This window comes from Kitasatospora sp. NPDC001261 (genome assembly GCF_042896795.1).
Lineage (GTDB): Bacteria > Actinomycetota > Actinomycetes > Streptomycetales > Streptomycetaceae > Kitasatospora.
Map to the genome: position 1 here is coordinate 320,801 of NZ_JBIAXP010000004.1, position 11,015 is coordinate 331,815.

At 74.4% G+C, this 11,015-nt stretch carries 9 protein-coding genes; 6 read left to right on the forward strand and 3 right to left on the reverse strand.

All coding sequences use genetic code 11. The features are described from left to right. Complete coding sequence (locus tag ACFY4B_RS08345; RefSeq protein ID WP_387966897.1) at positions 1–1,836, forward strand: glycoside hydrolase family 36 protein; 1,836 nt, start codon at positions 1–3, stop codon at positions 1,834–1,836. Positions 1,837–1,907: 71 nt separating this feature from the next. Then, positions 1,908–2,972 carry a LacI family DNA-binding transcriptional regulator gene (locus ACFY4B_RS08350; RefSeq protein ID WP_387966898.1) on the forward strand — a complete coding sequence of 355 codons (1,065 nt, stop codon included), beginning with the start codon at positions 1,908–1,910 and terminating at the stop codon, positions 2,970–2,972. A 14-nt stretch (positions 2,973–2,986) separates the two neighbouring features. On the opposite strand, the gene ACFY4B_RS08355 is transcribed toward ACFY4B_RS08350, so the two are convergent. Then, on the reverse strand, positions 2,987–3,814 hold the full coding sequence (locus tag ACFY4B_RS08355) for a DeoR/GlpR family DNA-binding transcription regulator (RefSeq protein WP_387966899.1): 828 nt from the start codon (positions 3,812–3,814) through the stop codon (positions 2,987–2,989). Between the two features lie 111 nt (positions 3,815–3,925). On the opposite strand from ACFY4B_RS08355, the gene galT reads away from it, so the two are divergent. Further along, the gene (gene galT / locus ACFY4B_RS08360; RefSeq protein WP_387966900.1) at positions 3,926–5,128 is read left to right on the forward strand and encodes a galactose-1-phosphate uridylyltransferase; all 1,203 of its coding nucleotides are present in this window, start codon (positions 3,926–3,928) and stop codon (positions 5,126–5,128) included. Then, complete coding sequence (galK, locus tag ACFY4B_RS08365) at positions 5,125–6,252, forward strand: galactokinase (RefSeq protein WP_387966901.1); 1,128 nt, start codon at positions 5,125–5,127, stop codon at positions 6,250–6,252. The genes galT and galK overlap by 4 nt, the downstream gene beginning before the upstream one ends. A 28-nt stretch (positions 6,253–6,280) precedes the next feature. On the opposite strand, the gene ACFY4B_RS08370 is transcribed toward galK, so the two are convergent. Then, entirely contained in the window at positions 6,281–6,943 is a 663-nt protein-coding gene (locus ACFY4B_RS08370) for an NADPH-dependent F420 reductase (RefSeq protein WP_049650753.1), read from the reverse strand. A 195-nt stretch (positions 6,944–7,138) separates the two neighbouring features. On the opposite strand from ACFY4B_RS08370, the gene ACFY4B_RS08375 reads away from it, so the two are divergent. Continuing rightward, on the forward strand, positions 7,139–7,918 hold the full coding sequence (locus tag ACFY4B_RS08375) for an SDR family NAD(P)-dependent oxidoreductase (protein WP_387966902.1): 780 nt from the start codon (positions 7,139–7,141) through the stop codon (positions 7,916–7,918). A gap of 68 nt (positions 7,919–7,986) precedes the next feature. Further along, the gene (locus tag ACFY4B_RS08380; protein WP_234348310.1) at positions 7,987–8,826 is read left to right on the forward strand and encodes a helix-turn-helix domain-containing protein; all 840 of its coding nucleotides are present in this window, start codon (positions 7,987–7,989) and stop codon (positions 8,824–8,826) included. Here the strand turns inward: ACFY4B_RS08380 and ACFY4B_RS08385 are convergent. After that, positions 8,754–10,832, reverse strand: a complete 2,079-nt coding sequence (locus ACFY4B_RS08385; RefSeq protein ID WP_387966903.1) for a tetratricopeptide repeat protein — start codon at positions 10,830–10,832, stop codon at positions 8,754–8,756. The two genes, ACFY4B_RS08380 and ACFY4B_RS08385, sit on opposite strands and share 73 nt — an antisense overlap. Positions 10,833–11,015 lie beyond the last annotated feature (183 nt).

An 11,015-nucleotide genomic window follows, 5' to 3' on the forward strand; every position in this document is an offset into this window, starting at 1 on the left:
ATGACCGAGACGAACGACACCGGCACGACCGTGAGCACGGCCGGCGCCACGGCCGGTACGAGCGGGACGACGGCCGGCGCGGCCGCAGCCGACGTCTGGGAGCCGCACGCCCCCACCGCCGCCGGCGGCCTGCGTCCGCTGTACGCCGACGGGCTGGACCTGCGGGTGAGCGGCACGGGCACGGCCCGGGGCGTCGCCGACGGCGTGGTGGAGGTGACGGCCGAGGGCCCGGGCGAGGTCCGGATCGAGTGGCGGGTGCCCTGCGTCGACGCCACCGCCCTCTGGACCCCCGAGCCGCGCGGCACCGGCTGGCTGCCCGCCGCCTGGAGCGCCCCGCGCCGCACCTCGCTGGCCAACGGCGCGCCGATCGCCGCGCTGGTCGGCACCGGCGACGTCGCCCTGAGCGCCTTCGCGGCCGACCGCCCGGACGTGCTGGCCGGGGCCGGAGTGGTCGAGGAGACCGGCGAGTTCCGGTTCTGGGCCCAGGCCACCGACCGGCTCACCGTCCGGATCGACACCTCGCGCCGGCACTTCGGGCGCGCCCTGGCCGACCTGGCCGCCTGGTGGGGCGAGGGCCGTACGGCCGACATCCCGGAGGCCGCCCGCCGTCCCGCGTACTCCACCTGGTACTCGATGCACCAGGACATCACCCCCAAGGGCGTCGAGACCCAGGCCGCGCTCGGCAAGGAGCTGGGCCTGGACGTGATCATCGTGGACGACGGCTGGATGACCGCCGACCGCACCCGCGGCTACGCCCACTGCGGTGACTGGGAGCCGGTGTCGCTGCCCGACACCGCCGCCCACGTCCGGCGGGTGCACGAGCTCGGGGTGCGCTACATGCTCTGGTACGCGCTGCCGTTCATCGGCAAGGACAGCGCCGCGTACCGGGAGATCGGCCACCTCGCGCTGGCCGACGCCGCCCACATGGGCGCGATCGTCGCGGACCCGCGCCACCCCGAGGTCCGGGCCTTCCTCACCGACCGGCTCGTCCGGGCCGTCGAGGAGTGGGGCATGGACGGCCTCAAGGTGGACTTCGTCGACTGGTTCGCCCGGGCCGCGGAGCGCGACGACGCCCCGGCGGCCCGCCCCGGCGCGGACTGCGCGAGCGTGGACGAGGGCGTGGAGCGGCTGCTCGCCGCGATCCGCGGCCGCATCACCGCCGCGAACCCGGAGGCGATGATCGAGCACCGCCAGCCGTACGTCAGCCCCGGCCTGTGGCCGTACGCCACCATGATCCGCGCCACCGACTGCCCGCTCAGCCCGCAGGAGAACCGGCAGCGGACCATCGACGTGCGGCTGGCCGCCGGGCCCGTCCCGGTCCACGCCGACATGCTGATGTGGCACCGGGAGGAACCGGCCGAGCAGGTCGCCTGCCACCTGATCAACGTGCTGTTCTCGGTGCCGCAGATCTCCGTCGACCTCGCCGCCCAGAGCGAGGAGCAGCGCGAGGCGATCGCCTTCTGGCTCGGCGTCTTCCGCGAGCACGCCGACACCCTCCAGCTCGGCGAGCTGCTCCCGGCCCGCCCGGACCTCGGCTACCCGATGGTCACCGCGCGCGGCACCGGCGGCGGGACCGGCGCCGGTACCGACACCGGCACGGTGGCCGTGGCCCGGTACGCCGCGCTGCCGGTGGACGCCTCCGGCGACGACTGGCGCACCCTGCTGGTGGCCAACGCCGACGCCGACCCGGACGTCCGGCTCACCGGCGGCCGCGGGCAGGTGGCGGTGACGGTGCAGGACGCCCGGGGGCGTATCGTCCGGCAGGGCGAGGTCGAGCTGGACCGGGCGGACGTGATCCCGGTGCCGCGCGGCGGGCTGCTGACCCTGCGTCGCTGACCGCCCCCGGGGCCGCCGGCCGGCCCCGGGCCCCGGCCCGCTCCGCGCACCGACCACGTCTGGAGAACCGCATGCCCGAGGGACCGCACCGGCCGCGCCGCGGCGCCACCACGATCGAGGAGGTCGCCCGGGCGGCCGGGGTCTCCCGGCAGACCGTCTCCAACGCGCTCAACGCGCCGCGGCGGGTCCGCCCGGAGACGCTGGACCGGGTGAACGCGGCGATCCGCGAACTCGGGTACCAGCCCGACCAGTCGGCCCGCTCGCTGCGCAGCGGCGCCCGGCGCACCCTCGGCTACCTCGCCCCGGTGGACGACCCGCTCGACCCCAACCCGCTGATGGCCGGCTTCCTGGAGGCCCTGGTCGACGCGGCCGGGGCGGCGGGGCAGCGGGTGCTGCTGTTCCGACCGGGGCAGGGCGCGGCCGACCCGGTGGCCGCCATCGACGAACTGGTGGCGGCCCGTCAGGTGGACGGACTGGTGCTGGCGGACGTCCTGCACGAGGACGTCCGGATCGCCCACGCGGCCCGGCTCGGCGTCCCGTTCGCCAGCTTCGGCCGGACCGGGCCCGGCGAGCCCCAGCGCTGGGTGGACATCGGCAACGAGGCGGCGATGGCCGAGGTGGTGCGGCACCTCGCGGCGCTCGGCCACCGCCGGATCGGCTACCTCGGGGACGCCGAGGAGCTGCCCTGGATGGCGGCGCGGCGGGCCGGATTCCTGGCCGAGGCACGCCGGTTGGGCCTGTCCGCGGTGGCGGTGGGGGCTTCCGGGGCGGGGAGTTCCGGTACGGCCGCCGCGGGTTCCGTGGTGGCCTCCGTACGGGCGCTGCTGCGCGGGCCCGACCGGCCCACCGCCTTCGCGGCCGGCAGCGACCTGCTGGCGCTGGACGTGTACGAGGCGGTCCGGGCGGAGGGGCTGGTGGTCGGGCCCGGCGGGGTGGCCGTCACCGGGTTCCACGACACGCCGCTCTGCCGCCACCTCCACCCCGCGCTGACCTCGGTCCGGCTGCCGCTGCGGGCGATCGCCACGGCGCTGGTCGGCCGGCTGCTGGACCAGGTGCGCGGGGAGACGGCGGCGGGGGAGGGGCTGGAAATGCCCACCGAGCTGGTGGTGCGGGGGAGTTCGGGCCGGCCCGGCTGAATCCTTCGGATCCGTCAGCCGGTTCGGCCCGTGTGGTCCGCCGTCGCGGCCACGATCAGCTCGCCGACCAGTCTGGCGGCGGCCGCCCGCTGCTCGGCGGGCAGGGCGTCGTCGGTGACCAGGACGTCCAGCTGGTCCAGGTCGGCGAAGGAGGCCAGGCCGACCGCGTTCCACTTGGTGTGGTCGGCCACCACGACCACCCGGCGGGCCGAGCGGAGGAAGGCGCGGTTGGTCTCCGCCTCGGCCAGGTTCGGGGTGGTCAGCCCGGCCTCGGGGGAGAGGCCGTGGCAGCCCAGGACCAGCAGGTTGACGTGCAGGGAGCGGATCGCCTGGTCGGCCACCGGCCCGACCAGCGCGTCCGAGGGGGTCCGCACACCGCCGGTGCGGATCACCGTGGCGGTGGACGGGGTGCCGTCCTCGGCGGGCTGTTCCAGCAGCTCGGCGATCCGCAGCGAGTTGGTCACCACGGTGAGGCCCTCGACCGCGCGCAGCCGCCGGGCGACCGCGTAGGTGGTCGTCCCGCCGGCCAGCCCGACCGCCGAGCCCGGCGGTACGAGTGCGGCGGCGGCCCGGGCGATCGCCTCCTTGGCGGGCAGCTCCCAGTGCGCCTTGGCCTCGAACCCGGGCTCGCCGGTGGCCGGCGCCTCGACCCGGACCGCGCCGCCGTGCACCTTGTGCACCAGGCCGCGGCGGGCCAGCGCGTCCAGGTCGCGCCGGACCGTCATGTCCGAGACCCCGAGGTCGCGGACCAGTTCGGTGACCCGGACCCCGCCGCGCGCGCGGATCCGCTCCAGGATCAGCACGCGGCGCTGTCCGGCGAGCGGTTGGGCGCTGTCAGCCATCGGGAGGCCTCCTTCGACCACGTCTGGTGCGTGGTCCTGGTGGATAATGTTTGAGATTGTAGCTTTCTGTTGATTCCGGTGTTCCACTCAGAGCTCAGAGGAAGAAGGGCCATGCCCGGGACGTCCCTGACCCAGCCCACCGTCAGGACCGTGACCACCCTCGCGGACGGTCGGCAACTGATCTACTACGACAGCGGCGCGGCCTGCGACGCCGCCTGTGACGGCGGCGCGGCCTGCGACGCCGCCTGTGACGGCGGTGCGGCCTGCGCTGGTGGCACGGCCTGCGAGGGCGGCACGGCCGCCCGCCGCGACGCCGTGGACGAACGGCCGCTCGACCCGCAGGCCCCCGGCTCCGAGGTCCGGCTCGACCCGGCCACCGGCGACTGGGTCACCATCGCGGCCCACCGCCAGGCGCGCACCTACCAGCCGCCGCCCGAGGAGTGCCCGCTCTGCCCGTCCCGGGACGGGCGGCACAGCGAGATCCCGGCCGCGGACTACCAGGTGGCCGTCTTCGAGAACCGCTTCCCCTCGCTGGCCGGCCCGCCCGCGGAGCCCGTCCGGGCCGCCGAGGGCCTGTGGACCAGCGGCCCCGGCGCCGGGCGCTGCGAGGTGGTCTGCTTCACCGCCGACCACGAGGCCTCCTTCGCCGACCTCACCCCCGAGCGGGCCCGGCTGGTCCTGGACGCCTGGACCGACCGCACCGCCGAACTCTCCGCCCTGCCCGGCGTGCGGCAGGTCTACTGCTTCGAGAACCGGGGCGCCGAGATCGGCGTCACCCTCGCCCACCCGCACGGCCAGATCTACGCCCTGCCCTTCACCGCGCCGCGCACCGCCCGGATGGCCGCCCGCGCCGCCGAGCACCGCGCCACCGCCGGCCGCAACCTCTTCGACGACCTGCTCGCCGCCGAACGCGCCCACGGCGAGCGCGTCGTCCTCGCCGGGACGCACTGGACGGCCTTCGTCCCCTTCGCCGCCCGCTGGCCGTACGAGGTGCACCTGTACCCGCACCGCCGGGTGCCCGACCTGACCGCGCTGGACGCCGACCAGCGGGACGAATTCCCCACCCTCTACCTGGAGTTGCTGCGCCGCTTCGACCGGCTCTTCGGCACCGGCCGCACCCCGTACATCTCCGCCTGGCACCAGGCCCCCGCCGATCAGCGGGACGAACTCGCCCTGCACCTGGAGCTGTTCACCATCCGCCGCACCGCCGACAAGCTCAAGTACCTGGCCGGGGTGGAGTCCGGCATGGACGCCTTCGTCAACGACGTCACCCCCGAGCACGCGGCCCGCCGGCTGCGGGAGGCCACCGCATGAACGACTTCGCGCAGCTGTACGGCCGTCCGTCCGAGGGGGAGTGGGCCGCCCCCGGCCGGGTGAACCTGATCGGCGAACACACCGACTACAACCTCGGGTTCGTCCTCCCGATCGCCCTGCCGCAGACCGTCCGCGCCCAGGCCGCCCGCAGCGGGGACGGACTGCTGCGGCTCTGGTCCGCCCAGGGCCGGGAACTCGTCGCGCTCCCGGTCGACGACCTCGCGCCGGGCTCCGTGCCCGGCTGGGCCGGCTACCCGGCCGGGGTGGTCTGGGCGCTGCGCGAGGCCGGGCACCCGGTCGGCGGGGCGGACCTCCGGCTGGACAGCGACGTGCCCAGCGGCGCCGGGCTGTCCTCCTCCGCCGCACTGGAGTGCGTCGTCGCCGCCGCCTACAACGACCTGTACGGGCTGGGCCTTTCGGCCGCCGAACTGGCGGTGCTCGCACAGCGGGCCGAGAACGCCTTCGTCGGCGTGCCCTGCGGGATCATGGACCAGATGGCCTCCATGTGCTGCCGCCCCGGGGCCGCGCTGTTCCTGGACAGCCGGGATCTGACGATGCGTCAGGTGCCCGTCGACCTGGCGGGCGCGGGCCTCGCCCTGCTGGTCCTGGACACCCGGGTGAAGCACGACCTCGGCGACGGCGCCTACGCCGCGCTGCGGGCCGGCTGCGAACGGGCCGCCGCCCTGCTCGGGCTGCCCGCGCTGCGCTCGCTCCAGCCGTCCGGGCTGGCCGACGCACTCGCCCAACTCCCGCCGGATCTGGTCCCGTTGGTGCGGCACGTGGTCACCGAGAACGCCCGGGTGGAGGCCGCCGTCGCCCTTCTGGACGCCGGCGACCCCGCCGCGCTCGGCCCGATCCTCACCGCCGGACACGCCTCGCTGCGCGACGACTACCGGGTCTCCTGCCCGGAGACCGACCTCGCCGTCGAGGCCGCCGTGGCCGCCGGCGCCCACGGCGCGCGGATGACCGGCGGCGGCTTCGGCGGCTCGGTCATCGCCCTGGTGGACGCGGACGCGGCCGGACACGTCGCCGCCGAGGTCACCGCCGCGTTCCGCGCGGCCGGGTACGCGGAGCCGCGCACCCTCACCGCCGTCCCGGCGGAGGGGGCGCGCCGGCTCCGGTGAACTGCCGGCTCCGCCTCCTTCGGCGGGGTCAGGCCTTGTGGGCCGCCGGGCGCTCCGGAGACGCCTCCGCGAGCGCCCGGGTGACCGCCTCGACACCGGCGCGCAGCCCGTACACCGGGGTGGCCGGCTGCTGGCGCCAGGACTCGTCGATGCCGCCCGCGTCCACGGTGTCGAAGCCCAACTCGTCGACCAGCGCCCGGACCACCCGCTTGGCCGCCTCGTCGTCCGAGGCGACCGGCACGGCCAGCCGCTCCGGGTCGCCCGCCGGGCGCGGACGCTCCAGCAGGTCCTGGGCGTAGGTGCCGTTGAACACCTTCACCACCCGGTGCCCGATGTGCTGCTCCGTCCACCGGCTCTCGGTGAGCCCGCCGTCCTCGATCGCGTCGATCCGGCCGTCGCGCTCCTTCGGGTAGTAGTTGCCGGTGTCGATCACCGCGACGCCCTCGGCGGCGCCGTCCAGCAGCCCGGCGGGCAGGTCCGGCACGTTCTTCAGCGGCACCGTCACCACCACCACCTGTGCCCCGCGGGCGGCCTCGGGGACCGTCACCGCCGTCGCCCCGGTCTCGTCGACCAGCGCCTTGAGCGTCTCCGGGCCGCGGGAGTTCGCCACCGCCACCTCATGCCCCAGCGCGGTCAGCCGCCGCGTCAGGTTGCCGCCGATGTTGCCCGCGCCGATGATGCCGATCTTCATGGGAAGTCCTTCTTCGCGAGTGCCGTAGTGGACCGTCGCCTTGGCCCAACCACCCGGTGATCTCTCCGATTCCCGGTCGGGAGGGCGGTTTTCCGGAGCCGTTCTTCAGAGGTGTCTTTCGGAGGGTGGTCCTCCGGGACCCACGGTCGGACCGGGCCTGGTGCCGGCCCGGCGCCGGTCACGAGGGTGGACGCCATGAACAACATCTCCTCCGACGCCACCACCCCCGCCGTCCTCGTCACCGGCGGCACCAGCGGCATGGGCTTCGCCACCGCCCGCCACCTCCTCGGCACCGGCGCCCGGGTCGTCGTCACCGGCCGCGACGAGGACCGGCTCGCCCGCGCCGCGGCCCGCCTCGACGCCGGCGACCGGCTGCTCACCGTCCACGCCGACGCCTCCGTACCCGCCGACCTCGCCCGGCTGGCCGACACCGTGAGTGAGCGGTACGGCCGCCTCGACGGGGTCTTCGCCAACGCGGGCGTGGCCGGCTTCCAACCGGTCGGCGAGGTCGCGGAGGCCGAGTTCGACCGGATCGTCGCCACCAACCTCAAGGGCGTGTTCTTCACCGTCCAGCACGCCCTGCCGCTGCTGGACGCCGCCGGCGGCGGATCGGTCGTCCTCAACGCCTCTTGGACCCCCCACCGCGGCCTGCCCGGCGCCGCCGTCTACGCCGCCAGCAAGGCCGCCGTCCTCAGCCTCGCCCGCACCCTCGCGAGCGAACTGGCCGGGCGCGGCATCCGGGTCAACTCGGTCAGCCCCGGCTACATCGTCACCGAGATGTTCCACGCGGCCGTCCCCGACCCGGCCGACCACGAGCCGATCCGCCGCCACGTCCCGCTCGGCCGGCTGGGCACCGCCGAGGACGTCGCGGAGACGGTCGCCTTCCTGCTCTCCGAGCGCTCCTCGTACATCACCGGTCAGGACGTCGTGATCGACGGCGGGCTCGTCCCGGCGTTCCCGTCGCTGACCGGCTGAGTGCCTCTTCGTGCCTGGTCCTGGCAGGACCAGGCACGGCGGCACCCGTCCGGGTGAGAATCCAGGACGTGAACCCGAGCAGCGCCCTGAGCGAATTCCTCCGCACCCGCCGAGCCGGCCTGCGCCCCGAGGACGTCGACCTCCCCGACTACGGCGGCCGCCGCCGCGTCGCCGGCTTGCGCCGCGAGGAACTCGCCCACCTCGCCGGCGTCAGCGTCGACTACTACACCCGCCTCGAACAGGGCCGCGTCGGCAACCCGTCCGACGCCGTCCTCGACGCCGTCGCCCGCGCCCTGCGCCTCGCCCCCGACGAGTCCGGCCACCTCCACCGCCTCGCCCGTCCCACGCCCAGGCCGCGCCGCCGCCCCGCCGTCCGCCAGCAGCCGCGCCCCTCCCTGCTGCACCTGCTGGAACAGCTCCACCACACCCCCGCCGTGGTGATGGGCCACCGGATGGACATCCTGGCCTGGAACCGCGCCGCCGTCGCCCTGTTCGGCGACTACGGCGCCCTGCCCGTCGAGGACCGCAACATCGCCCGCATCACCTTCCTCGACCCCGCCTCCCGCGAGCTCTACGCCGACTGGGCGGGCTGCGCACGCGAGAACGTCGCCTTCCTCCACCTCGAAGCCGGCCGCCGCCCCGACGACCCCCTGCTCGCCGAACTGGTCGGTCAACTCTGCCTCGGCAGCGAGGAGTTCCGCCAGATGTGGGCCGACCACCCGGTCGCCGACAAGACCTCCGGCCGGAAGTCCTTCCGCCACCCCCTCGCCGGGACGCTCGACCTCGCCTACGACACGCTGCGGCCCGCCGACGACTCCGGACAGGCGCTGGTCACCTACACCGCCGACCCGGGCTCGGCCTCGGACGACGGGCTGCGGGTGCTGCTGTCGTGGGCGGCCTCGGGCTGAGGATGTTGGGCGACCAGGAGCATGTTCTTCCTCGCCAGCATGGTGTCTGGATGGTCCGGTCCAAGAATACGGTCGAGACCCTCTACTGCCTGGCGGAGCATTGTCGTCGCTTGATCCAGGCGTCCAGCACGCCAATAGACAATGCCAAGGTTATTGCTCGTCATCAGGGTATGGGGATGGCCGGTGCCGAGGACGCGTTGGCGGTCGGCGAGGACCTGTTCCTGGAGCCTGACAGCGTTGTCGATGTGTCCAGTATCCAGATAGCTGGCGGCGAGGTTATTGATCGCCATGAGGGTGTAAGGGTGGTCGGTGCCAAGGACGAATAGGAGGTCGGTAAGAACCTGTTCCTGGAGGCTGATGGCGTCCTCGATGCGTCCGGCGCCGGAGTACGTGGCGGCGAGGTTGTTGCGGGCCAGAACGACGGCGGGGTGGTGAGAGTCGTAGTGGCGCTGGAGGTCGGTAAGAACCTGCTCTTGAAGGCTCATCGCCTCGTCGGTGCGTCCGGCCTCCCAACAGGACTGTGCGAGGTTGCCGCGGGCACTGAGAGTGTCACGGTGATTGATGCCCAGGAATCGCTCGCCTGCGGCAGAGAGATTGCCCCAGTACTCCATGCTTGTGGCGTACAAACCCGCATTGACGAGGCTGGTGCCGCAGCGGAACAGAAGCATGTGAATCCCCTGCGGCCGTTGAATCAGGTTGATGGTCTGGTGTCCGGCGAGCACGTCGGTGTTGGCACGGAGCGTTGCGGCCAGGCCTTGCAGGCCGTAATCCTCACTTGGCCACAGTTCGACCAGGGCATCGGCGAGCGCGAGGCCTGCTTGTGCTGCATCAGGACCGGTATCGAGGGCGGCCCGGGCGGTCAGCGCGTGGAGGGTCACCTCGCGGTTCGGGGTATCCGTCAGAGTGACCAGGCTGTAGTTGTGCAACACCGCGAGCGCGTCCAACGCGTCGTTGGCCGTGACTGGCCTGCCGTGAATGGCACTGAGGTGGTGGAGCACTGCCTCGGTGTTCCACAGTTGTTCCGGATGGCCGGCCGGGTCCAGTAGTGCGGTCAGGTGGAGGACGGGCCCGGCGAGGCCGATCGGTTGCTCCAGCGTGGCCGCGTCCAGGGCCAGGAGTAGCGCCGCCGTCACCGGGCCCCGGTAGCCGTCGGCGCCGGTGCGGGCTGGGAGGACGGCGTCCAGATTGCGCGATCGGTCGCGGAAGAGTTCGAGGTAACGGCCGCAGCTGCGGCGGGTGTTGACCATGTAGGCGGCGGCGTGGGCCAGAGCGAGCGGCAGGTGGCCCAGTTCCTCGGCCAGCTCCTCCGCATGCGCGTCGAGGAATCGGGTGCACTTCGCCCGCTCCAGCCGCTCACCCAGGTAGGCGGCCGACTCGGCGGGGGAGTAGGTGCTGACGTCGATGAGCGTCCGGTCGCCGCCGGTGCTGGCGGCGCCCCGGTGGCGGGTGGTGGCGATGACCCGGCCCCGTCCGCCCCGGCTGGTGACGGGCCACAGCTGTTCGGGGGTGTGCTCGGTGGTGTTGTCGAGGACGATCAGCCAGCCGCGCTCGGTGGCGGCGAGCCAGGCCAGGAAGCGCTCGGCGTCCTGTTCGGCCTCGCCGTTCGCTCCGGGTACGCGCAGTTCCACGGCGGCTCGGGCGTACAGGTCGGTGACGGCGGAGGGCTCGGCGGCGTCGGCCCACAGCACCAGGTCGGTGCCGGTCTCGACGGCCTCGCGTGCGTAGTGCGCCGCGAGTTGGGACTTCCCGACGCCCCCGCCGCCTGCCAGCACCTGGCTGAGCACGACCGTCCCGTACTGCCCCCGAGCCGCGTCGATCTCCCGTCGCAACTCCTCGCGGGGCTGGAAGGCCGTCGCCTTCGGCGGGATCCGCCCGATCACCACCGGCCACTCCACCGGGGCGGCCGGCGCCGCGTACTGGTGGAAGGTCATCTGCCGGGCCTGCTGCACGCTGCCGTGCACGGTGGCGCTGCCGTAGATGCCGTTCCTGACCTGCCCGTCCTGCACGTGCCCGCCCCCGCCGCCCGACCCGCTGAACCGGCCTCCATTATGGGAGCCGGAAACGGCGCTGCCGTGGCGCCCCGGGGGCGGGGGGGGCCCCCCCGGGGGGGCGGGGGGGGGCGGGGCGCGGGGCGGGGGGGGGCGGCCCCCCGGGGGGGCCACTGGGTGGGTACCCCCGTGGTGTTTAAA

Coding starts and splice junctions, on each gene's coding strand:
- ACFY4B_RS08345 (WP_387966897.1), top strand. CDS start 1: ATGACCGAGACGAACGACACCGGCACGACCGTGAGCACGGCCGGCGCC.
- ACFY4B_RS08350 (WP_387966898.1), top strand. CDS start 1,908: ATGCCCGAGGGACCGCACCGGCCGCGCCGCGGCGCCACCACGATCGAG.
- ACFY4B_RS08355 (WP_387966899.1), bottom strand. CDS start 3,814: ATGGCTGACAGCGCCCAACCGCTCGCCGGACAGCGCCGCGTGCTGATC.
- galT (WP_387966900.1), top strand. CDS start 3,926: ATGCCCGGGACGTCCCTGACCCAGCCCACCGTCAGGACCGTGACCACC.
- galK (WP_387966901.1), top strand. CDS start 5,125: ATGAACGACTTCGCGCAGCTGTACGGCCGTCCGTCCGAGGGGGAGTGG.
- ACFY4B_RS08370 (WP_049650753.1), bottom strand. CDS start 6,943: ATGAAGATCGGCATCATCGGCGCGGGCAACATCGGCGGCAACCTGACG.
- ACFY4B_RS08375 (WP_387966902.1), top strand. CDS start 7,139: ATGAACAACATCTCCTCCGACGCCACCACCCCCGCCGTCCTCGTCACC.